The following is a 22,751-nucleotide window of genomic DNA, read 5'->3' on the forward strand; positions in this document are numbered from 1 at the left end:
GAAAAGCCGAAATATCATATTTCGGCTTTTTTATTGACCTAAGTTTAATCAACTACCGTAGCAATATTTAATGGATTGCTGTATGTTTTCACTTTAAGCAGCTAGAATTTGTACGTCACCCCAGCTCCGACGATCTGTCTGATCTGTAAAGCAGAGTTTCTTTTTCCGATTTCTTTTCCTTCTTTGATAACAGGAATTGCTGTATTGTCATCGTAAATCATTTGTACACCTGCATTTACAGTGATGAACTTATTGACCTTCATGAAGAGATTAGCAGTGTAGTCAATGTCAACATTCTGTGGTTTATCCAAGTAATTTGAATAGAGTTTCAAGATATTTTCAAAGGAAACATTTTCCATGAGGTTTACTTTGTAATAAGCATCAAAAGAAGCTCCGAATTCAGTTCTCACTTTTTTACCTGGGTCTAGTCCGTATCTTGTAGAAAGGAGAGTATCATTGACAAAAACGAATCTTACCGCCGTTGGGGATAGATTAAACCTTAAGTTGTCAGACTTTTTGTAGGCAAAACCTGGTCCAAAACTTAGGTATGCCGGGGCTAAAAATCGTGAAATACGCTCTTTTGGAGTTTTGGTATAATCAAATCCATCAGCAAATTGAGTGTTAAAGTTCAGGAAAAAGGTATATAGCCAATATTCTGAGGCTTTGTGGCCCAGTAAGCTATTCAATACTAATCTATCATCATTTTTGCGCCAGTCCGATTCCTTTTGGAAAGTTAAACCATAGGCTGCTAATACTTTATTATCCCAAGACCATTTGTCTTTCTTATAATTGAAATCATAATTTAAGGTAAGATTTCCCGAAAATGAATTGACACCCCCAGCGGCCCAATTGGAGAACGAGCTCTGGTTGATCAAAAAAGTATTTTCACCTTTGATTGTCCATGTTTTGCTGGTATCTGTAGGGGCTTCCTGGCTGAAACTTCGAAAGCTAATTAAACTTAAGGCAATAAGAAAGATCGATTTAATTTTTTTCATACTAAAATTTGGTTTTTGTGCATATGCTGCGAAAATAAATGTTCTATAACTAAACGAATAACTTTGTTTATTGTTTTGTGGCTTTTTGTTTACGTATATTTTAAATAAAATCGGAACTTTGGGGACTTGATTGATACTATGAAAATAACGTTACTTTGTATTGGAAAGACAGATGATAAATACTTGATCGAAGGAATCGACAAATACATCAAAAGACTAAAGTTTTATGTCAACTTTAATATCGTTGTGATACCGGACATTAAAAATAGCAAAAGCCTTTCTGAGGAGCAGCAGAAAGACAAAGAGGCCGGATTGATTTTAAAACAATTGCAGCCACAGGATATGGTCATACTACTGGATGAGTTTGGTAAAGAGTTTCGCTCTTTGGATTTTTCTGCTTATTTGGAGAAAATGATGATCAATAGTGTGCAACATATGGTGTTTATTATTGGTGGTCCTTACGGATTTGATCAAAAGATCTATGACCGTGCCAGTTCCAAAATGTCCTTGTCAAAAATGACATTTTCGCATCAGATGATCCGTTTATTCTTTACAGAACAACTCTATCGGGCCTTTTCAATCATGAAAGGTGAACCTTATCATCATGAATAATATGGAAAAAAGTCCGTAACTTCATCATTAATAAAAACAGACTTATGAATTTGCCGAATAAACGTGATTATCACTATAAAAGTGATGAAGGAGAGAAAAATAGCCAATTGAATAAATACGTCATGATAGCCTGTATCGTTATTGTGATTTTATTGGCAATTTATTTTGCATAATTTGATATCCTCTAATTACGGATTAAGTAAAAGAATAAATCTCTTACTTAATATCCGTATGGAGGATATCAGCAGATGATTTTAATAAATTTGATTGAAATTGTTTGGAGGAGAACGCTTAATTTTTCGGAGAAGGTTGGCAGGTTTTGCGCGTTCTTTTTGGTTCGGTGTTGTTGACAAATCCCCAGTTGGTCACGTAGAATGATAAGGGGTTAATTTCTAATAATTTTTTCATTTTTTCTTTTTTTACCATATAATATTTTATTGTTTCGACTGTATTTGATCAATAATCGAGCCAAACTTTAGATTGTGCCGTGGCCTTTTTATAATTTAATATTTGGCACCGCAAGTAATAAAATTGAGAAAAATAGGGGATAAGTGCGAGTTTCACCTAAAGCGTTAATGGCTAAATTCCCTGAACGCATCATTGAAGGAGCTGTCCAAAAAGTAAAAAGAACCCTCCGTATAGTAGGTGGTTGAAGAAAAACTGTTGTGGGGATACTTATAGAATATAAAAAAACAGCGATGTCAGAAAAGCTCTGACATCGCTGTTTTTTTATATTTACTTTTTATCTATTTTATAGAGTCTGCCAAGATCAGTAATGGCATATAAAGCCCCATCGGGTCCTTGTGTAATATCTCTGAATCGCTGCCCTTCACTGCCTAATAGACGTTCTTCGCCAACAACCTTATTATCTTTCAAAATAATTCTGGCAATATGCGTGCTACTTAAACCGCAAATAAAGAGGTTATTTTTCCATTCAGGAATGTTTTGTCCGGTATAGAATGTAATTCCACTTGGAGAGAGCACAGGATCCCAATAATAAACTGGTTGTTCGAGTCCTTCTTTTTGCTGTATTCCAGCACCAACTTTATCTCCTTTATATTCAATTCCGTAAGTTATGGTTGGCCAACCATAATTGTTGCCTGCCTGGATTTTGTTGAGCTCATCTCCACCACGTGGGCCAAATTCAGTTTCCCATAAATCACCAGTTTCAGGATGGAAAGCAAGCCCCTGCGGATTACGATGTCCATAGCTGTAGATCTCTGGTCGTGCATTTGCTTTTCCAATAAATGGATTGCCTGATGCAGGCTGTCCGTCTTTTGTGATGCGCAAAATCTTGCCCAGGGCAGCATTCAGATCCTGAGCCAGAGGCCTCGTCACTAAATCGGAGCGCTCCCCGGTACTAAAAACAATATTTCCTTCTTTGTCAAAAACGATACGTCCGCCATAATGGAGATTGCCTTTGTGAGCAGGAGTAGCTTGATAGATAACCTTAGCCTCTTCAAATGATTTTTCATCCGCAGAGAGCTTGCCTTTAGCAACAGCCGTTAATGTTCCTGCGGGGGTATTGTCAGCAAATACCCAGTAGACCATACGGTTGGAGCTAAAATTCGGATCAAGTCTCAATCCGAGTAATCCCCCTTGGCCACTTGTATTGACTGCAGGTATACCTTTTATTGCTTCGCTTAATTTGCCATCAGCACTTGCAATACGCATATCGCCCTCTTTCTCTGTGATTAGCAGTCTGCCATCAGGTAGCGCTACAATACCCCAAGGAGACTTTAGTCCCTCGGCTATCACTTTACCCTCGAAAGCTGTAGTCGTTTTAGCACCGGCTATTCTGGTCTGTCCAGCAAAAGCAGGTTTGTAGTCCGAATTTGCTTTTTGCGTTTCTACCGGTGGATAGCTTGTAGTATCCGTAGGATTCGCTGTGCTATCTGAACCGGAGTTTGAATTTGCATGGTTGGAATTGCAGGCGGTCAAGCCAAGTGATATCGTTAAAAGGCTTATTGTCAGTTTATTTTTCATTATTAATGACTTGTTTTTTTGGTCTGATTGTTCGTTTGAAGATATTAAAAATTAATGAAATGCTGTCCGATATCATGTAATAAATTTATCGACATCCGGCCATAAGCGAAAAAAAAGCGCGGCGGGATAACAATGCCATCAATTTTTGCTGAGTATTTTTGAGGGGAAATCAGGGGGTGTTCAGACAGTGAGTCAATATCTGTTGTAATTCTTTGTCTTTATTGACATAATAATCGCTTACTTCTAATACCGCATTTGTGCTTAAATTATAGACACATACCGGAATATAATTTGGTTGAGCAGATGTTTCAAAAGTCTTAAAATAGTCCGCACTTTCCTGGAAAGTTGAGAACTCTTTTGACTCACAATGCTGTGTCTCTTGATTGTATGAAATGGTTACATAGTTCTTTTTCATTGTACATTCCTTTACTTAGAATAACGAAAGGTAAACGACAAAAGTTTTAAAAATTCGCAGCTTTTTATTTTTAAACACTGATGTGACTAGCATCTACATGTTTTCCGAAGAATATTTTTGCTTTGCTTTCAAACTCCCTAGGGTCGTCTGTGGTATAGAAGGCCAACTGGCTATTTTTTGAACAGTATGTTTCTATTTCAGCATGACGGTGAAGATATTCCTGCAGACTTTTCGCAACGATAGGCCCCTGGGAGATAATATTGACGTTTTTTGGGACGTATTTTTCGATTACAGGTAATAATAAGGGGTAATGCGTACATGCCAATACAATGGTATCTATTTGATCGGATTTCTGTAACAGTTCATGGATATCTTTTTGGACAAAATAATGTGCCCCTTCTGTATTGATCTCATTATTTTCAACCAGAGGAACCCAAAAAGGACAGTCATGTTGAAAAACCTCAATTTCCGGATTAAATTTATGTATCTCGATCTTATAGGATTCAGATTTTACCGTTCCTGTCGTTGCGAGGATACCGATCTTGTTTGTTTTCGTATAATTGTGGATGATTTCAGTTGTTGGTCTAATGACCCCAAGTACTTTTTTTCCTGGAGGAAGATCGTTTTGCTGAATCGTTCTCAATGCCTTTGCCGAAGCCGTGTTACAGGCTAATATAACGAGATTGCAGCCTAAATCAAACAATTTAAACACACATTGCTTGGTATAATTATATACGGTCTCAAATGACCGTGTGCCATAAGGAACACGCGCATTATCGCCTAGGTAGATATAATCATATTGAGGAAGGAGCTGCTGAATTTCCTTAAATACAGAAAGGCCGCCATAGCCGGAGTCGAAAATTCCAATAGGACCAGAAGTCAGTGTATTATCCATAACGCAATGTCATAAGTTACATCCACCTATAACATTGCGTTATAAGATTCAGTTTTACTGAAGCAAAGATGGTTTCTCTTTATATATTTTCCAAATTAATTCGCCAAATAATGTATTAGTCCAGGCAAACCAATGTCTTGTGAATTTTTTCGGATCATTCTTATGGAAGGATTCATGCATAAATCCTGTACCACCATGCGTGCTCACTAAAGTTTTGATGCAATTGCGGATCTCTTCATCATTTGTAGAGGTCTGTGCGCGCATAATAATTGACATTGGCCAGATCATATCGCGACCAATATGCGGTCCCCCGATGCCTTCGGCTGCGGTACCTTTAAAGAAGAATGGGTTTTTGTCAGACAGCACAAAATTACGTGTACGTTGATAGACCTCGTCATTGAGATTGACTGCACCTAAATAGGGTAGAGCCAATAAACTAGGGATATTGGCGTCGTCCATCATGAGATGACTTGAATAACCATCTACTTCAAACGCATATATTCTCCCCAAGGTTGGATGATCTATAATTCCATATTTATTTACGGCAGCCTCAACTTCATTCGCAAGCGATTCCATTTTTGCCGAAAGCGTCTGTTCGTTTTTAACCTTTTTGAGAATTTCTGCAGATTGTCTCAAACTGACCACTGCAAATAGGTTGGAAGGAATCAGGAACGAAAAAATAGTTGAGTCATCCGAAGGTCTAAAGCTTGAGCAGATCAAACCTACGGGATTTACTGGATAGCCATAACCATCTACTTGTAGCGTGTCGGAACCCCTTGACGTCGTACGCTCGAACTTATAAGGGCCTAAATTATCCTTACGTTGCTGTTCAACAAAAGTTTGATAGATCTTGTGCTGAGCCTCTAGCCATTCCTCGTTAAACGGACTACTGTCATTTGTTTCCTTCCAGTAATGGTAAGCCAGTCGAATCGGATAACATAGCGAATCAATTTCCCATTTTCGTTCATGGATTCCTGGTTTCATGCTTGTGTGGTCACTGAACCATTCCCCTTTTTTTGTTGGGTCATTATAAAAAGCATTCGCATAAGGATCAATATTGATACATTTACTTTGTTTTTGTATTAATCCGACAATGAGATCCTGCAATTTTTTATCTTTTTTCATGAAAGGAAGATAGGGCCACACCTGTGCGCTACTGTCACGTAACCACATTGCATCGATATCTCCTGTAATAACGTAGGTATAGTTTCTGCCATTTTGAACATAGGGAAATACAGTTGTATCCAATGTATTTGGGAAGCAGTTGTTAAATAACCAGGTCAGTTCCTTGTTTTTGACATTTTTTTGAAACTCTGTAATGGCATCTTCAATTACTTTACTTGAAAAAAGCCGTTTTTCTTTAGCTGTGCGTACAGTAGGAAAAGAATGTTCCTGAGCAAAAGAAAATTTGCTTGCAAATGCACCTGCTGTCAATAAGGTTGCGTTTTGGATAAATGTTCTGCGTTTCATGCTTATTAGGGCTGATTTTTTGTTATACAAGGTTATTTACTAAGATGCAAGATATAAATATTTTTGAATATAACGAACAGCAAATACGATTTAGCATTATAAAATTGACTACAGATGTTAATAAAGTCATTTTTATTCGGTTAATTTGCAGTTAGGAATGCATTTTGCTAGAAGAAATAATCTTTGAAATAATTTTATGGGGCTTAATATATCAAAAAAAAGTAATTTACTTCGAATCCTGCTGGCAGGCATCGGAGTAGGTGTCTCGTTCGCAGGTTTTGGACAAATTAAAAGTCAGCCTTATTCGTATCATTTCTATCAGAAAATGAACGATGTCGTTTATTCTACTGAGACTAGAATGCACACAACAGCTAAACCATTCGTCATTAAGGACTCGTTATTGTTAGCCAAATTTGACTCGATTCAATCCAATAAACCGGTCTCCTCCTCAAATTGGTTCATGCGTAAAATCTTTAATGAACATTTGGTTCAAGTGGAGAAAGATGATTACACGTTCTATGCGGATTTTTTACCAGATATGTATATTGGAAAAGATATGCAGGGCGATAAACGTCGTACATGGATGAATGGTCGAGGATTTCAAGTCGGGTTGAATGTAGGTAATAAATTCACCTTTAATTCATCGGCCTTTGAAAGTCAAGCTGTTTTTCCAAAATATCTAGACGATTATATTGTAGCGAATAAAGTGGTTCCCGGTCAGGGAAATACCAAATTTCAGTCTAAAAATAAAATGGACTGGATGTATGCGACAGCAAGTATGACCTACGATGCGCACAAGTATATCCAAGCGACGATAGCTTACGATAAGAACTTTATTGGAGATGGTTACCGCTCGATGTTGCTTTCTGATTTTTCATCCAATTATGCACATCTGAAGCTGACTGGTACAATCGGAAATGTGCAATATACTTCCATTTGGGCTTATATGAATGATCCGACACATCCAAGAAGAAATATTACTGGAGATTATTCATTGGAGGGACAAAATTATGAGCGTCTGGGTGACGGTAAGAAATGGGGGGCCTTCCAATATTTGGATTGGAATGTGACCAATAAATTATCTGTGGGATTTTTCCAGTCTGTTGTTTGGGCAGCACAGGATGACGCTGGAAAAAGAGGATTTGATTTCAGTTATATAAGTCCGATTATCTTTATACGTCCTGTTGAAAGTAATAGTCGATCTTCACCGGATAAAATGTTCCTAGGAGCCACTTCAAAGTATAAATTACCTTACAATCTGACGGTTTATGGTCAGTTTTTATTAGGTGAATTTACGGCCAAGGAATTTTTTGCGGGTAATGGTTATGCACATAACAAATGGGGCGCGCAGTTAGGGGTAAGGGGTTATGACATGTTTGGTGTCAAAAACCTAAACTTCCTTGCGGAGTATAACACGGCTAGACCTTATACGTATGCACACTTTAAATCCTACTCCAATTATAGTAACAATGCCGAACCATTGGCGCATCCAAAAGGTGCTAACTTTAGAGAGTTGGTTGGTCTCGTAAACTATGCATGGGACAGATGGGACTTTTCATTACAGGGAATGTATACGCAGAATGGATTGGATCTGCCTGACGGAACGAATATGGGTGGAAATATCTTTCAATCGTATAACACCATCCCGAATATGTATGGAAACCATATCGCGCAAGGGATAAAAAATAATATCTATTATGCGGATGCGAAAGCAGCGTATGTACTTAATCCGAAATATAATCTTCGTTTAGAATTGGGGTATATGCAACGCTATGCGAAAGCACAGTATGAAACACCTGTCGTGAATAAATCGGGTGTTGTTACATTTGGACTTCGTTCAAGCTTTAGAGCGATCTATAATGATTTATAGGAAGTTTTTATATATTTGAGCCATTACAGCTTATGAAAACATCATGATTATTCAGGCCGTATAAGGGAATGTATAATCATGATGTTTTTTGTTTAATATAATCATTTTAATATCGTTTAAAATGTAACCGATACTACTGGAGTAGTTTGAATGCATAACCGAATAGATAATATTGAATCAATCACTAAATACCGATGAAAAAAATCCTTGTATTAAATGGCCCAAACTTAAATCTATTGGGTGTTAGGGAAAAGTCAATCTATGGAAGTCAGGATTTCTTGAGTTATTTTGAGGAATTAAAGACACGTTTTTCTACAGTTCAATTGGAATATTTTCAGAGTAATTCTGAGGGCAGGTTAATTGATAAAATCCATGAGGTCGGTTTTGCGTATGATGGCATCGTAATGAATGCTGGAGCATATACCCATACATCTATTGCCATTGGGGACGCTATTGCTGCTGTTCAGACTCCGGTTATTGAAGTTCATATCAGCAATGTTCATCAACGGGAAGAATTTAGGCATCATTCCTTTTTGGCTAAAAACTGTAAGGGGGTAATCTGTGGTTTTGGGTTAGATAGTTACCGACTTGGCATTGAAGCTCTTTTAGTTTTGTAGGTACTTCGTTTGCTCCTAGAACATCCGTACTGAGCGCACTGAAGCATGATTGATTAAAAAAGGCCTAAGGGGCAATAAATAAGATGATGTGGGAGCAATTAGGACGCAAAGAATACGTTAGTTATAAAAAGAATAGGCGGGAATTCCCGCCTATTCTTTTTAACTGTATGCCCTTAGATTTTATCCGATAAGACTTCTTATTTCTACTTCATCTGCTTTGATTTGCGCTTTCATTTCCTCCAGTGAGTCAAAACGTTCATCATGACGGATAAAGTGCAAGAATTTAACGCGGAGCGTCTTGCCATAGATATCCTGATCAAAATCAAATAGACTTATTTCAATCGCACGATTCATTCCGTCAACCGTAGGTCTTGTGCCAATATAGCCCATGCCTTTAGCAATAGAAATAGGATTCTCTTCTTTATATTCGCCTGTAGTAATATTCTGGATCTGATTGTATATATAAACCTCTACAGCGTATATACCATAAGCAGGAATTAATTTATGCGGTTCATGTACCTGTAGATTGGCTGTAGGAAATCCAATGGTACGCCCGATTTGATCCCCTCGGATCACTGTTCCCGTTAATTCAAAAGGATAACCTAAATATAGGTTGGCTGTTTTGATATCACCTTTAATCAGTGCTTCACGCACACGCGTGGAAGAGACTGCGATGTCATTGATATCCTGTTCCGGGATCTCATCTACACTGTAGTCGAATATGGACGCAAACTGTTCCAAGTCGCCTAATGTACCCTTGCGATCTTTTCCGAAGTGGTGATCATATCCGATAACGATTTTTTTGGTGCCCAATTTACCTACAAGCACATTGCTAATATATTCTTCAGGAGTTTGGTTGGAAAAATCACGGGAGAAGGGGATAATGATAAGATGGTCAATACCGACCTTGCCCAGTTGGCTTACCTTTTCCTCAATATCATTTATCAAACGTAAGCTATCATCATCTGGGTTAATAATTAACCGTGGATGCGGGAAAAAAGTAAGTAATATGGTTTCGCCGTTAATTTTTTGAGCAGCCTCTTTTAAGTGGACCAATATTTTTTGATGGCCAATATGAACACCATCAAAAGTACCAATGGTAACTACTGCATTTTCAACGGGGGAGAAATCTTCTAAACTTCTGTAGATTTTCATTTATTGGATTTTTTGCAAAAATAAGATAAAGAATCAATAAAGTGCAGCGATGGCTTTATTTAATGATTTCCTTATGACGTTTTATTTCGGCGATAAGCTGTTCAAGATTCCAGGCGTTTTCAATCGTATAATCACCACTTTTGGTTCGTCTTAAAGAACTTAGGTGGGATCCACTATGTAATACTTTTCCAAAGTCGTATGCTAATGATCTGATGTAAGTGCCTTTTGAACAGGAAATCCGAAAATGTACATTCGGAAGTTCAATCTTCTCAATTTCAAAGCTATTGATCCGTACCTGGCGAGATTTTATTTCAACCTCTTCACCGCGACGAGCTTTTGCATAGACACGTTCACCATTGATCTTTATGGCAGAATGCGCTGGAGGAAACTGTTGTATGTCACCTTCAAAGGTCTTTGCCGCATCAAAGATCATTTGTTCAGTAATATGATCGATAGGGAATAGCTCATCAATTTCTGTTTCCAGGTCATAGGAGGGGGTGGTTCCTCCCAATGTAATTGTCCCTGTATATTCTTTGTCTTCGGCTTGGTAGCTGTCTATCTTTTTTGTCAACTTACCAGTACAGACAATTAGCAAGCCCGTTGCTAAGGGGTCCAATGTGCCTGCATGGCCGACTTTTAATTTTAATGGTTTCAATGAGTTTCTGACTTTCCCAACAACGTCGAAACTTGTCCATGTTAAAGGTTTATCAATCAACAACATTTCGCCTTCAGCAAAATTAAACCTTGCTGAGTTTTCACCAACCTCTATATTCTCCATGAAAAAATTTTAGATAATTTGTAAACTATGACCTGAAAGAAGTAGTACGAGAATAACAACTCCAACAACTATTCTATACCATCCGAAAGCCTTAAAGCCATATTTGGTTAAAAATCCAATAAAAGATTTGATTGCAACAATTGCGACAACAAAACCAATGAGGTTACCTACAATAAGAAGGTTAAGCTCTTCGCCTGTAAATGTATTTCCTTCTTTGAAGAATTTCAGGAGTTTAACAGCTGAAGCACCAAACATCATCGGCAAAGCCAGAAAGAATGAAAATTCTGCGGCTGCTTTACGTGTTAATTTTTCGGCCATACCACCGATGATGGTACTCGCGGACCGGGATGTACCGGGAATCAGAGCCAGACATTGGTATACACCGATCATAAAGGCCTGCTTGTAAGAGACGTTGTCCGAATCTTCAACAGTAGGTTTATTAAACCATTTGTCAACAAAAAGCAGGACAACACCACCGATTACGAGCATAATCGCAACCATCAGTGGGCTTTCCAAAAGTGAATCGATAAAATCGTTGAAAAGTAATCCAAGTATCGATGCTGGAATAGCAGCGATCACCAACTTGTAGTAAAATGAAAGCGATTTAAAGAATCGCTTATAATATAAAACGAGAACGGATAAAATCGTTCCCAATTGAATGACAATTGTAAATAATTTAACAAAGGCTGAGGGCTGAATACCCATCAGTGCAGTTGCTATAATCATGTGACCTGTAGAGGAGACAGGTAAAAACTCCGTTAATCCTTCGATGATAGCAAGGATTATAGCTTCAATAATAGACATCTGTTTTTTATAAGATTATTCTTCAGTTTTAGTTGTTTTGGGGCGATATAAGATCGCTACAAATCCCAATGCAAAGCCGAGAACGACTACAATTGGTGCTAAAGTGATTTTGGTAAAGCTATAGATATCACTTTCACCGGACATCAGCGCAAAGCCAATGACGACAAGAACCAAGCTAGCTATAAAAAGCTGATAATTTACTTTTGAAAATACGAAGGAACCTTTATTTACAGATTCAGTAGATTTCTTTATTTGAGCCATTTTTATCTATATAAATCGTTAGATTGAGCTTTTAAATATTTAGTTACAGCGAAGTAGGTACTAAGCCCTGAGATTAAAATCCCGATGCAGATAACACCTAAGAAGATGATTGCAAACTCAAACCAGTTGCGTAAAAAGACCAATTCTGGTATCTGTTGTTGCGCTAATTTGAGTGTCAATATCAATAGTAGAATCGCAATCAGTGAACCTAGCAAACCATGGATAATACCATAAGTGATAAAAGGTTTACGAATAAAGTTTTTGGTCGCACCGATTAATTGCATGCTTTTAATTAAGAAACGCTGCGAGTAAATAGCCAAACGTATGGTATTGTTAATTAAAGCCACAGCGATGATCAATAAAATAACAGCAAAGGCCAAAACAATCATACCGATGATACGTACGTTTTTATTGACCATATCGATCAAAGATTCCTGATAGACAACCTCTTTTATTTTGTTGTTTTTAGAGATTTTTTCGATGAAAGTTTTGATGCTATCCGTATTGGCATAATTCTCCTTCATATAGACATCTAATGATGGCAATAATGGGTTATGCCCAAGGTACTGTACAAAATCTTCACCAAGATCTTCTTTCAGGTTTTTAGCAGCAATTTCTTTGCTGATATACACCGAGCGAAGAACATAAGGGTCTTTTTCAAGATCTTTTTGCAAAGAAAGTACATCGCCTTCACTGGTGCCATCATTTACAATGACATTCAGGACAATGTTTTCTTTAACGTACTTTGAAAGATTTTTAGCGTGCACCAATAATAAGCCTAACATACCTGTTACCAATAGTACCAGTGCTATACTGATAACTGTGGATACATATACAGACTTTGTTTTTCTTTTTTGTGTGCTTAATTCGTATTCTGACATAATAAGCAAAAATTTATTTGCGAAAGTAACTAATTGAGCGGAAGATTTCGAATTTATCTTGTAATTACTTTGATAAAAATCAATTCGAATTTAGTTTTCTACCTATGTTTAAATAACTTTTCAATACTAGAATTTATTGTTCAAACTACAAAACTTTTATCACATTTCAGTATTAAAATCGTAATTTCGCAAGTCATAAAAATTCCTTACGAACAAAAATGGAGTATAATCACAAATCATTAGAGAAAAAGTGGCAGAAGTTTTGGGCGGATCATCAAACATATAAAACATCAGATGCGCATCAGAAGCCAAAATACTATGTGTTGGATATGTTTCCTTATCCATCTGGGGCAGGACTACATGTTGGTCATCCACTCGGATACATTGCTTCGGATATCTTTTCAAGATACAAACGACTAAAAGGCTTCAATGTACTGCATCCAATGGGTTATGATTCCTTTGGACTTCCTGCAGAGCAATATGCGATTCAAACGGGTCAACACCCTGCGGTTACAACCGAGGCAAATATCAATCGTTACCGCGAGCAGATGGACAACATCGGTTTCTCTTATGATTGGAGTAGGGAAGTTCGTACTTCTGAACCTGAATACTATAAATGGACGCAGTGGATTTTTATGAAATCATTCGGTTCTTGGTATAATAAGGAGACGGATAAAGCAGAATCCATTGATACATTGATTACGAAATTTTCCACAAATGGTTCTGCAGCTGTTCAAGCTGTTTCTGACGAAGATGTATTAGAATTCACTTCGGAAGAATGGAAATCTTTTGATGAGGAAAAGCAACAACGTGAGTTGTTAAAATATCGTATTGCTTATCTACGTGAGAGCACGGTTAATTGGTGTGCTGCTTTAGGGACAGTATTGGCTAATGATGAGGTGATTAACGGCGTGTCCGAGCGCGGCGGGTATCCTGTGGAGCAAAAGAAGATGATGCAATGGTCAATGCGTATCACTGCTTATGCCGATCGTCTGTTAAAAGGTTTGGATACCATTGATTGGCCAGAGCCCTTGGTGGAAATGCAGCGTAACTGGATCGGAAAATCCGTTGGAGCTTCGGTCAAATTCCCTGTTCCACAGTTGGACTCCGCAATTGAAGTCTTTACAACACGTGTGGATACTATTTTCGGTGTTTCATTTGTCGTTTTGGCACCTGAACATGAATTGGTTGCATCGTTGACGACAGCCGAGCAAAAAGCTGAAGTTGAAGCCTATATTGAGAAGACCTCAAAAAAATCTGAACTAGATCGTATGGCCGATACCAAAACAGTATCGGGAGCCTTTACAGGTTCATTTGCTAAACACCCTATTTCAGGCCGTGATGTGCAGATCTGGATTGCAGATTATGTTTTGGCGGGATATGGCACAGGGGCGGTTATGGCTGTACCTAGTGGCGATCAACGTGATTATGTTTTTGCCAAGCATTTTAATTTAGAAATTATTCCGATTTCGGATACACAGCAGATTGAAGAAGAGGCTGATCCGAATAAGGATGGAAAATATATCAATTCTGATTTTATCAACGGTATGACCTATCAGGAGGCTGTGCCCGCGCTGATTGCGAAGCTGGAAGAATTGAAATTAGGTAAAGCGAAGATCAACTTCCGCATGCGCGATGCGATTTTTGGTCGTCAACGTTATTGGGGTGAACCTGTTCCAGTCTACTTTAAAAATGGTCTACCATACCTTATTAAAGAAGAAGAACTACCTTTATTATTACCTGAGGTTGATAAATACCTGCCAACAGAGTCTGGGGAACCTCCTTTAGGACGTGCTAAAGACTGGAAATATGAGGATCAGTATGAATATGAGTTGAGTACAATGCCAGGTTGGGCAGGCTCTTCATGGTATTGGTTCAGATACATGGATCCAAAGAATGAGGGTAACTTTGCTTCAAAAGAAGCTGTTGATTACTGGAAAGCTGTTGATTTATATATTGGCGGTTCAGAACATGCTACAGGTCACTTGTTATATTCACGTTTTTGGAATAAGTTCTTAAAAGATCTTGGCTATCATAACGAGGAAGAACCATTCCGGAAATTGATCAACCAAGGTATGATTCAAGGGCGTTCAAATTTTGTCTACCGTGTACTCGATGAAGAGGGCAGAGGAACCAATCAATTTGTGTCCTATGGCTTGAGAAACGATTACAATACAATTCCTTTGCATGTCGATGTTAATATCGTATCGAATGATGTTTTGGATCTTGAAAAATTCAAAAATTTCAGACCTGATTTTGCGAATGCTGAATTTGTTTTGGAAAACGGTAAATACATTTGTGGTAGCGAGGTGGAGAAAATGTCCAAGTCGAAATTCAATGTCGTTAATCCAGATGATATTATTGAGACTTATGGCGCTGATACCTTGCGTCTTTACGAAATGTTTTTGGGTCCGTTGGAGCAAGCCAAACCATGGAATACCAATGGTATCGAAGGTGTCTACAAGTTTCTAAAGAAAGTATGGCGCCTGTTTCACGATGCCGAAGGTAATTTTAATGTATCAGATGAAGAGCCTTCCAAAGCTGAGTTCAAAGCTTTACATAAGATTATTAAGAAAGTGGAAGATGATATCGAGCGTTTTTCGTTCAACACGTCTGTTTCCGCCTTTATGATCTGTGTGAATGAATTGACCGATTTGAAATGCAATAAGCGCCAGATATTGGAGCAACTTGTTATTGTTCTTCAATCTTATGCACCACATATTACGGAGGAATTGTGGAATTTATTGGGGCATGAGGCAGGTACACTTTCTCAGGCAACTTATCCTACGTTCAAACCGGAATATCTAGTCGAGTCTGAATTTGCTTATCCGGTTTCTTTCAATGGTAAAATGAAGTTTAATCTATCACTTGCATTGGATTTAGATCAACAAACTGTTGAAGAAACGATCAAGGCACATGCCGATGTACAAAGACATCTGGACGGTAAGCCAATTAAGAAGATTATTTTTGTAAAAGGGAAAATAATCAATATTGTAGCTTAGCCTATACAGTTATCAAAAATAAAAGCCATTTTGTCCCAGTGATAAAATGGCTTTTTTATGCCAGTACATCCTGAAAGGCAATGGTTTTGTCAAAAATTGATTTTGCATAAGGACAATTCGGGACAATCTTGGCATCGTTTTTCCGGGCATAATCTACGGCTTCAAGAACGAGTTTTTTGCCGACACTCATTCCTTTATATTCGTCATAGACCTCGGTATGGTCTATGGAAAACTCGTACTCACTCTGCCAGGTATATTCCAAAATCCCGGCCTCATTATTTTCCACCTCAGCAATGAAATTACCTCTGTCGTCTCTTTCGATATTTTTTACTTCCATAGTGTTTTTTTCAAAATAACGTCCAAAAGATATTTTTGTTTTATGAAAACGATCAAATTTTGTGTTGCAATGTAGACAATATGTCTGTTATCAAGGTCGTCGGTGCTTCTCCGAATTGAGGCTGTGTGGCTGTCAGATGTATTATAGGATGTCGTTGATTTTTCCTATTTTTTTCGTACCTTTGCAATTATCTCCTTAGAACACCTCGCATTTTTATCTTTTCAACGAAGCTCTAAAGGTCCGACATCTCCTCGGGAACATTTTATTTTAATCCATATTGAATGAGCAAAAGCCAAATTACATTTAACAAAAAAGAACGAGAAAAAAAGAAATTACTCAAAAAACAACAAAAAATTGAGAAAAAAGAATTCAACAAAACAAACAATGACAAAGGAAAATCTTTGGAAGAACTGTTTGCTTATGTTGATGAACATGGGAATATCTCAGACAGACCTGCGATCAAATTGAAAGAAGGGGAGAGTCCAAGTATGTCATCGAACCACCAAGATGATTATTCTTTCGGAAAAGTTGTCCATTACAATACCGAATCCAACTATGGATTTATCAGAGATAATGAGACGCAACAATCTATTTATTTCAACGATCGTCTTGTTGGACAGAAATTGAATCTGAATCAGAAAGTTAAGTTTAAATTCAAAAGTGCAAAACAAGGTGCTCAGGTAACTGAAGTTTTGATCGAGTACTAGTAAACGAAGATTCCGCTTGTGTTAAAAGCGTTGAATAATAAAGCCCTCAAGCACTTCTAAGTAGCGAGAAACTATATGGAAGCCAATCGAGGGCTTATTTTTTTGTTATCAACTGACAGGATAGCCTTTGGAGTAGCCTACTCCTTAAATTTTAATCCCTTTTCCATTAAAGCCTGATTTAACAGGGGTAAGGAAGCTTTGCCAAGCCCATGGAGCTTTAGTAGGTCCTTCACCGAGTACTGAGCTAGCTTTTCAAGTTGATCTATACCATGGTTTAACAGCGCATTTCTAGCGGGGCTACCCAAAAGAGCTAGAAAACCATCTTCAGGTTTCTTTTCCTCTTCGCATATTGGACATGTTGGGCAATCAGTACTCTTATAGAAGCTGTGCCCATTACTACATGTTCTTTTGGTTTTGATTCTTGTCATATGACCTACATCTGCTAATTAATTACAATATCAACACTATTATTCAATTATAGTTTATACTTTTTGCTATTGAAGGTCTGTTTACCAATAAGATATTCCAGGGGACTTTGGGCGTGAGCTTTTCTGAGCGTATATTCTATATTGTTCCAGAACGTATTTTTATTAGCTGTGGTTTAATTTTGTTTGCAAATCACATGATTGGTTCCATCGGAATTTTTTCTGATATAACGGGGCTGATGGAATAAAAAGTAAAATAGTCCTCCCATAAAATAGGCAATTACGTCATAGGGATCCCCCGTATTGTAGTCTGTGTAGCTAGGCATGACGTACTCAAATAGTAGTGATACAATAGCTGATATCAACCAGATTTGGTATAATGGATATCCATGCGGTTTTCCTTTATTGAATAAAAAGCTTCCTGTAATAGATGCGACATGAACAATAATAGGGACAAAGACAAGGTCCGTAAGCCAGCTGTTTAAAAATGGAATAGGAAAATGCTGTAGCCGTGTAAATCGAATAAAGAACCAGCATAACCAATAAAAAATAAATATACCGTCAAACAGATTCTTTACTAATGCGCAAAGGAAATGGCGATCAACATAGCTATTGCTCCGCATACCATCAATGTTAAAAACATAAAAAAAGCTGTCTGTTTGCCGAATTTTTTCCAGGGACCATCATTTGGATGGGCCGGAATAAGCGTCTGCTTTAGATCTATATATTGATTTTTTAGCCAACTTTCTTTCTTTTCGTCTTTCATATTATCTTAATTTATCATTCATGACACAAAATTAGAACAATTGTTCTAATTTTGTGTCATGAATACGAAAGAAAAAATTGTAGCGGCAGCGCTAGGTGTATATAATCGGGAAGGGATACGTACCGTTACGACACGGCAGATTGCACAGGAAATGGGTATTAGTGCTGGCAATCTCCATTATCACTTCAAACATACAGAAGATATTATCTTTACTATTTTTGAGCAGCTCCAGCGGGACTATGACGAAATGGTGGTTTTATTTGATCAGAAAGATGCCACATTTCAGGAGTTGTTGCAGGAATTTACGGAGGGATCTTATCTGTTGATCAATAAGTATAAGTTTATTTTTGTCAATTTCGTCGAGATCTGTACTTGGATACCCGCTATTGGGGATGCCTATCGGACTCTTGTTGCACGACGTGAGGAACAGTTTATTTCCCTCTTTGAGCACTACTCCAAATTGGGAATGTTTAGACAGGATATACCAATAGCCATTCTGAAGGGTTTTGTACGTCAGATTTTTATTATATCAGATTTCTGGTATTCGAGTTTTGCGGTATTGGGCGGTCGATTTGAATCGGATGCGCTGGAAGACTATCGACAAACAATAGCGGTTGCTTTTTATCCATACCTCATTTAATTCCATAGGGTGTTTATTGAAGCATTAAACATGACCGTATCTCCGATCTTAGTCCTTTGTTAAGGTGAAAATGGTTATTTCAGGTCGTGCATTAAAGCGGACGGGGATACTATGACCGAGGCCCCTGTTGATGTAGAGGGTTCGGTTTCCAGAAAGTTTTTTAATACCCTGATCGTAGTTTTTGTTCGAGACGGGGATAATGGGTGAACCCCAAAATGGGATCCGCACCTGCCCGGCATGTGTATGACCTGATAAAATCCACCCTTCATAGCCATTCCATACATCCAGATCAGCAACATCGGGGTTGTGGCAGAGGACAAGGCTCGCTTGGTTGCGGTTGTAGTTCTGCATAGTTTTTACAGGGTCAAAGTTTGTTCCCCAATAGTCGTCCATACCATAGAGCTGTAGACCATTTATATTCACACTTTCGTTTCTTAAAACAGTAATATGATACTTTTTTAGCAGTGTAGTGATTGAATCCGCTGCAGTACTGTCTTTAAAGGCTCTTCCATAATCATGATTTCCCATGATGGCCAATGTCTGTAGTTTTCCTTTTGGTGCTAATTGCATGACTTCGTCGAGATCAGCGAGTGGGAGGGCATTGTGGACCAATCGGACAAAATCGCCTGTGTAAACAATAATGTCCGGATGTGTTATGCCAACTTTCGCGAAGTTGTTTTTGATAAAATCTTTACTGACATAGTCACCGATGTGGATGTCCGAAATCTGAACGAGCGTTTTCCCTTCAAGGTTGCCGGGAAGGTTTTTTATAGGGAGTTTTAGCTGATCAAATTTGACCCAGTGTGGTTCAATCTGCCAGGCATAATAACCGAGCAGAGCAGCGATCAAGGTTAGGGTAATAAAGGCTCTTTTAAAAAAACGTTTCTTCTTCATTGTGTTTTGGCTAGCCAGTTCGATTTGGTGATTTGCATATTCAGGCCCTTCCAGGTTTCATTGCCGATTGACGTTTCAGTTGTGGCGCCTTCATTGATCTTAAACCCTACACCCTCATAACATTTTATTGCACTCGTGTTCCAGTCATAAACGTTTAAATCCGCTTGATCGTAAGTGTTATCATCAAAGAGCAGTTTCAGCATTGCATTGATGGTTTTCTTGCCATAGCCCTTATTTCTTTCGGTATTGTCAGCAATCAATATGCGGGATAATCGTGGTATACTTCTTTCAAAGTTCAATTCGCAATGTCCGATAACGTTGTTTGTTTCTGTACTGACAATTTTAAAGGGACGGCGTTTGGGATCGTCAATATACTTTTTTAATTGTTCGTCAGTCACTGGAAATGAAAAATATGGACCTGCGAACTGCAGGAGTTCTTCTGGAGATCTGATCCAGGATTTGAAGCGGTCAAAGTCAGCTTCTTCAAATGGAAGCAATGTGATCATAGCCTTCTTGTTATTGATATTAGATTGGAGGGTTAAATTAGATAATTGTTAGACTCTTTCCTAAGAAATTCGTGTTTTTTACGAAATTTGTTCCGAATTCACCGATAGCAAGATTTTATGCCAACACTTGTATTAGACACCACTGTAAATGCACCAATAGGGATAGTTTTTGATCTGGCCCGCAGTATAGACTTACACATGTATTCGACTGGAAAGACAAATGAGAAGGCGATCGCTGGCGTGACCAGTGGACTGATCGAAGCCGGACAGACCGTTCAGTGGCGGGCAAAACATCTGGGTGTATATCAAACGTTGACGGTGCGGATCACAAAAATGGAAAAACCCTATTTTTTCGAAGATAAAATGATACAGGGGGTATTTCAGTCGATGGATCATCAGCATCTTTTCGAAGAGCAGGCTGATGGTACGGTGCTGATGCGGGATGTGTTTAATTTTAGGGCACCCCTGGGTCCTTTGGGGCGGTTTGCCGAATGGTCTTTCCTTACAGGTTATATGAGACGATTTCTTGAAGAGCGGAACCATATCATCAAGCTGGTTGCCGAGTCAGGAGATTATAGCCGTTATATCGAAGGGTAGGGTGGAGGATTGCTTTTTATATGCGGACTGTGTATAAGGGACTTAATGGTTTTTCGAAATGATGCTGAGGTTCGGGTTTTCTTCTAAAAGCTGTTCCTGTAGAAAATCGAATGCACCTCTTTGGTTCATTGTCACCTGATGAATCTTGGAGAATTCATTGTAAAAATAGATGCGAAAACTATTCGGGCCACGGTGGTTCAGTATAATCTTGGTCTCTATACGGTGAATCTGACTGATCGGAATTTTTTTACTTCCAAAAAAAGGAAAAAATACAAGCTCATGCTCCTGAAAAAGGTACGGCGCAATAGTTGCATAGATGCGGACAAGTCTTCGGGTGTACCGCTGATAAATATCGAGATCACGGCTATTGAGACCTCGTAGGGCAATAATAAATTTCTGATTTTTGGCATAAACGACCCAGCTGAGCCCGCCGAATAGTCCGCCGAAATAGACGAACAATGTACTCAGGAGCGGGAGGGACTTGTAAAAAAATGTCAGCTTATCTGAAGCAGCTGTCCACTTATCCAAAAAAACATAGAAGAAGAAGCCATAACAAAAAAGAAACATCGCTATAAATAGTCCAATAATGGCATTGCGGACTTTGCAGATTTTCCTTATCTCCGTTTGTAAAAATGAACTGTTGTTGGACGAATAACTTTCCATATAATAAATTAATAGTGTGTAGGCTTGTCTTTTGTTCTCAAATACGAGGGTATCTGGTTCCGTGCGATGATCGTTAGATTTGGATTTTCCTCCAGAAGCTGTTTCTGTAGAAAATCGAAGGCAGCTATCTGGTGCATTGTTGCATGATAGATTTTTGTAGAATCGTTATAAAAATAGATGTGGTAGCTGTATGTGTCGCGATAATTATGGACATATTTTGTTTCTATACGTTTGATTTGATTGATTGGAATCTTTTTGCTTCCAAAAAGAGGAAAGAATATAAGTTCATTTTTACAGAAAATGTAGAGCGCAATGGCTGCATATCGCTGAGCAAGTGCGCTTGTGTACCGTCGATAGATGCCTAAGTCGTGGCTGTCGAGCTGCTGTAGCACGCTAATATATTTTTGGTTTTTGATAGATAAGGCCCAACTTAATCCAGTAAATAGTATGGTAGGGAATAGGAATATTGTGTAAAGAGATATGGTGGGGCTATGGTAAACAGTCTGCTTGTCTGGAGTGTCCAGCCATCGGCCCGAAAAAACATATAACAAGATGACAAAGGAAATGAGAAAGATTGCCATAATGAAAGTGATCGCGTTATTACGGGCTTTTCTTATTTTCTTAATCTCGATCTGTATAAATAAACTGTCTTCAGCGGAATAATTATGCATATAATGAATTATGTAGTACAGCAAAGATAACAAGAAGTAAGATTGTTTGGATGTTTCTGTGTTTAAAGTTTCTGCTGTAGTTTTCACTTTTTTTTGGACTCTACGATTTGGATTGTGTTTTATAGATGTGATTTTTCTGTTTATTTAGATGGTGTTATTTTGTTGCAGGATAGTTTGTTTTGTCTTTTTTAATTATTTCCTAGCTGTTTTTTCATGTGGTAAATCTGGTGGTACTACACATGAAGCGCTTGTACCACTTATAAAATATCGTTAGCGTATGGGTGGGGTAACACAAGCTGATGGATAGCTGCTGATGATCATTTGCTCTGTGCAAACTGATTGGAGTATATCCATTTTTTATGGCTTTTAAGACATCTTTTGGTTTGAGCCGTGTCTTGTGCTCTTGTTGTCTGCAAAGGGCTCATGTCGCTTAAAAATGCTGTTAAATAAAGGGTGGCTGTGGTGCATGCTGGCTGATAGCTGCTGATGATCGTTTGCTCTGTACAAGCTGATTGGAGTATATCTATTTTTTATGGCTTTTAAGACATCTTTTGGTTTGAGCTATGTCTTGCTGCTCTTGTTGTCTGCAAAGGGCTTGTATCGCTTAAAAATGTGGTTAAATAAAGGGTGGTTGTGATGTATGCTGGCTGATAGCTGCTGATGACCATTTATTCCCGTCGTTTGGAAATTGTGAAAGGTGTTTTGTCTGAAGCAAGCAAGCAAGCAAGCAAGCAAGCAAGCAAGCAAGCAAGCAAGCAAGCAAGCAAGCAAGCAAGCAAGCAAGCAAGCAAGCAAGCAAGCAAG

Annotated in this window: 25 protein-coding genes; 8 read left to right on the forward strand and 17 right to left on the reverse strand. The window is 38.3% G+C overall.

The window, feature by feature from the left end; genetic code table 11:
* Positions 1 to 101: 101 nt before the first annotated feature.
* On the reverse strand, positions 102 to 995 hold the full coding sequence (locus M2408_RS14370; protein ID WP_259182942.1) for a DUF3078 domain-containing protein: 894 nt from the start codon (positions 993 to 995) through the stop codon (positions 102 to 104).
* A gap of 138 nt (positions 996 to 1,133) precedes the next feature.
* On the opposite strand from M2408_RS14370, the gene rlmH reads away from it, so the two are divergent.
* Together rlmH and M2408_RS14380 are read left to right on the forward strand one after the other, a co-directional pair.
* The gene (gene rlmH, locus M2408_RS14375; protein ID WP_077435332.1) at positions 1,134 to 1,607 is read left to right on the forward strand and encodes a 23S rRNA (pseudouridine(1915)-N(3))-methyltransferase RlmH; all 474 of its coding nucleotides are present in this window, start codon (positions 1,134 to 1,136) and stop codon (positions 1,605 to 1,607) included.
* A gap of 44 nt (positions 1,608 to 1,651) precedes the next feature.
* Complete coding sequence (locus M2408_RS14380) at positions 1,652 to 1,780, forward strand: hypothetical protein (protein ID WP_259182944.1); 129 nt, start codon at positions 1,652 to 1,654, stop codon at positions 1,778 to 1,780.
* A gap of 562 nt (positions 1,781 to 2,342) precedes the next feature.
* Here the strand turns inward: M2408_RS14380 and M2408_RS14385 are convergent.
* The 4 genes from M2408_RS14385 to M2408_RS14400 all read right to left on the reverse strand — a co-directional run bounded on the left by M2408_RS14385 (position 2,343) and on the right by M2408_RS14400 (position 6,373).
* The gene (locus M2408_RS14385) at positions 2,343 to 3,593 is read right to left on the reverse strand and encodes a PQQ-dependent sugar dehydrogenase (RefSeq protein ID WP_259182945.1); all 1,251 of its coding nucleotides are present in this window, start codon (positions 3,591 to 3,593) and stop codon (positions 2,343 to 2,345) included.
* A gap of 169 nt (positions 3,594 to 3,762) precedes the next feature.
* Complete coding sequence (locus M2408_RS14390) at positions 3,763 to 4,008, reverse strand: hypothetical protein (protein WP_259182947.1); 246 nt, start codon at positions 4,006 to 4,008, stop codon at positions 3,763 to 3,765.
* 70 nt (positions 4,009 to 4,078) lie between these two features.
* The gene (gene murI, locus M2408_RS14395) at positions 4,079 to 4,903 is read right to left on the reverse strand and encodes a glutamate racemase (RefSeq protein ID WP_259182948.1); all 825 of its coding nucleotides are present in this window, start codon (positions 4,901 to 4,903) and stop codon (positions 4,079 to 4,081) included.
* Between the two features lie 54 nt (positions 4,904 to 4,957).
* A complete protein-coding gene (locus M2408_RS14400; RefSeq protein ID WP_259182949.1) occupies positions 4,958 to 6,373 on the reverse strand; it encodes a glycoside hydrolase family 125 protein in 1,416 nt (471 codons plus the stop codon).
* A gap of 196 nt (positions 6,374 to 6,569) precedes the next feature.
* Between M2408_RS14400 and M2408_RS14405 the strand changes: the two genes are divergently transcribed.
* Positions 6,570 to 8,243 (forward strand): gliding motility protein RemB, encoded by a 1,674-nt coding sequence (locus M2408_RS14405; RefSeq protein WP_259182952.1) that lies wholly within the window; start codon positions 6,570 to 6,572, stop codon positions 8,241 to 8,243.
* 194 nt (positions 8,244 to 8,437) lie between these two features.
* Entirely contained in the window at positions 8,438 to 8,860 is a 423-nt protein-coding gene (gene aroQ, locus M2408_RS14410; RefSeq protein ID WP_259182954.1) for a type II 3-dehydroquinate dehydratase, read from the forward strand.
* A 180-nt stretch (positions 8,861 to 9,040) separates the two neighbouring features.
* On the opposite strand, the gene M2408_RS14415 is transcribed toward aroQ, so the two are convergent.
* Genes M2408_RS14415 through M2408_RS14435 form a run of 5 tightly spaced genes read right to left on the reverse strand, consistent with a single transcriptional unit; the run spans position 9,041 to position 12,739 of the window.
* A complete protein-coding gene (locus M2408_RS14415) occupies positions 9,041 to 10,015 on the reverse strand; it encodes a bifunctional riboflavin kinase/FAD synthetase (RefSeq protein WP_259182955.1) in 975 nt (324 codons plus the stop codon).
* Between the two features lie 55 nt (positions 10,016 to 10,070).
* Positions 10,071 to 10,793, reverse strand: a complete 723-nt coding sequence (gene truB, locus M2408_RS14420) for a tRNA pseudouridine(55) synthase TruB (protein ID WP_121121536.1) — start codon at positions 10,791 to 10,793, stop codon at positions 10,071 to 10,073.
* A 9-nt stretch (positions 10,794 to 10,802) separates the two neighbouring features.
* Positions 10,803 to 11,597 (reverse strand): undecaprenyl-diphosphate phosphatase, encoded by a 795-nt coding sequence (locus tag M2408_RS14425; RefSeq protein ID WP_259182959.1) that lies wholly within the window; start codon positions 11,595 to 11,597, stop codon positions 10,803 to 10,805.
* Between the two features lie 15 nt (positions 11,598 to 11,612).
* Complete coding sequence (locus M2408_RS14430; protein ID WP_259182961.1) at positions 11,613 to 11,858, reverse strand: DUF3098 domain-containing protein; 246 nt, start codon at positions 11,856 to 11,858, stop codon at positions 11,613 to 11,615.
* Between the two features lie 2 nt (positions 11,859 to 11,860).
* Positions 11,861 to 12,739, reverse strand: a complete 879-nt coding sequence (locus M2408_RS14435; RefSeq protein WP_120258349.1) for an ABC transporter permease — start codon at positions 12,737 to 12,739, stop codon at positions 11,861 to 11,863.
* 218 nt (positions 12,740 to 12,957) lie between these two features.
* Here M2408_RS14435 and leuS point away from each other — a divergent pair, with 218 nt between their 5' ends.
* Positions 12,958 to 15,741 carry a leucine--tRNA ligase gene (gene leuS / locus M2408_RS14440; protein ID WP_259182963.1) on the forward strand — a complete coding sequence of 928 codons (2,784 nt, stop codon included), beginning with the start codon at positions 12,958 to 12,960 and terminating at the stop codon, positions 15,739 to 15,741.
* A 55-nt stretch (positions 15,742 to 15,796) separates the two neighbouring features.
* On the opposite strand, the gene M2408_RS14445 is transcribed toward leuS, so the two are convergent.
* Positions 15,797 to 16,078: a GNAT family N-acetyltransferase gene (locus M2408_RS14445; RefSeq protein ID WP_120258347.1), complete on the reverse strand. Its 282-nt coding sequence runs from the start codon at positions 16,076 to 16,078 to the stop codon at positions 15,797 to 15,799.
* Positions 16,079 to 16,359: 281 nt separating this feature from the next.
* Here M2408_RS14445 and M2408_RS14450 point away from each other — a divergent pair, with 281 nt between their 5' ends.
* Entirely contained in the window at positions 16,360 to 16,785 is a 426-nt protein-coding gene (locus M2408_RS14450; protein WP_120258346.1) for a cold-shock protein, read from the forward strand.
* A gap of 137 nt (positions 16,786 to 16,922) precedes the next feature.
* Here M2408_RS14450 and M2408_RS14455 read toward each other — a convergent pair whose 3' ends face one another.
* Positions 16,923 to 17,213: an RNA polymerase alpha subunit C-terminal domain-containing protein gene (locus tag M2408_RS14455; protein WP_259182967.1), complete on the reverse strand. Its 291-nt coding sequence runs from the start codon at positions 17,211 to 17,213 to the stop codon at positions 16,923 to 16,925.
* Positions 17,214 to 17,787: 574 nt separating this feature from the next.
* Positions 17,788 to 17,976 carry a hypothetical protein gene (locus tag M2408_RS14460; RefSeq protein WP_259182968.1) on the reverse strand — a complete coding sequence of 63 codons (189 nt, stop codon included), beginning with the start codon at positions 17,974 to 17,976 and terminating at the stop codon, positions 17,788 to 17,790.
* 58 nt (positions 17,977 to 18,034) lie between these two features.
* On the opposite strand from M2408_RS14460, the gene M2408_RS14465 reads away from it, so the two are divergent.
* The gene (locus M2408_RS14465) at positions 18,035 to 18,616 is read left to right on the forward strand and encodes a TetR/AcrR family transcriptional regulator (protein WP_259182970.1); all 582 of its coding nucleotides are present in this window, start codon (positions 18,035 to 18,037) and stop codon (positions 18,614 to 18,616) included.
* A 48-nt stretch (positions 18,617 to 18,664) separates the two neighbouring features.
* On the opposite strand, the gene M2408_RS14470 is transcribed toward M2408_RS14465, so the two are convergent.
* On the reverse strand, positions 18,665 to 19,510 hold the full coding sequence (locus M2408_RS14470) for a metallophosphoesterase (RefSeq protein ID WP_259182973.1): 846 nt from the start codon (positions 19,508 to 19,510) through the stop codon (positions 18,665 to 18,667).
* Positions 19,507 to 20,016 (reverse strand): GNAT family N-acetyltransferase, encoded by a 510-nt coding sequence (locus M2408_RS14475; protein ID WP_259182976.1) that lies wholly within the window; start codon positions 20,014 to 20,016, stop codon positions 19,507 to 19,509. The genes M2408_RS14470 and M2408_RS14475 overlap by 4 nt, the downstream gene beginning before the upstream one ends.
* Before the next feature lie 117 nt (positions 20,017 to 20,133).
* Between M2408_RS14475 and M2408_RS14480 the strand changes: the two genes are divergently transcribed.
* Positions 20,134 to 20,613 (forward strand): SRPBCC family protein, encoded by a 480-nt coding sequence (locus M2408_RS14480; RefSeq protein ID WP_259182978.1) that lies wholly within the window; start codon positions 20,134 to 20,136, stop codon positions 20,611 to 20,613.
* A 42-nt stretch (positions 20,614 to 20,655) separates the two neighbouring features.
* Here the strand turns inward: M2408_RS14480 and M2408_RS14485 are convergent, their stop codons facing one another.
* Both M2408_RS14485 and M2408_RS14490 read right to left on the reverse strand, forming a co-directional pair.
* Positions 20,656 to 21,276 (reverse strand): hypothetical protein, encoded by a 621-nt coding sequence (locus M2408_RS14485; protein ID WP_259182979.1) that lies wholly within the window; start codon positions 21,274 to 21,276, stop codon positions 20,656 to 20,658.
* 8 nt (positions 21,277 to 21,284) lie between these two features.
* Entirely contained in the window at positions 21,285 to 21,947 is a 663-nt protein-coding gene (locus M2408_RS14490) for a hypothetical protein (protein ID WP_259182981.1), read from the reverse strand.
* Between the last annotated feature and the right edge of the window lie 804 nt (positions 21,948 to 22,751).

The sequence above is a fragment of the Sphingobacterium sp. BIGb0165 genome, assembly GCF_024810095.1.
GTDB classification, from domain to species: domain Bacteria; phylum Bacteroidota; class Bacteroidia; order Sphingobacteriales; family Sphingobacteriaceae; genus Sphingobacterium; species Sphingobacterium detergens.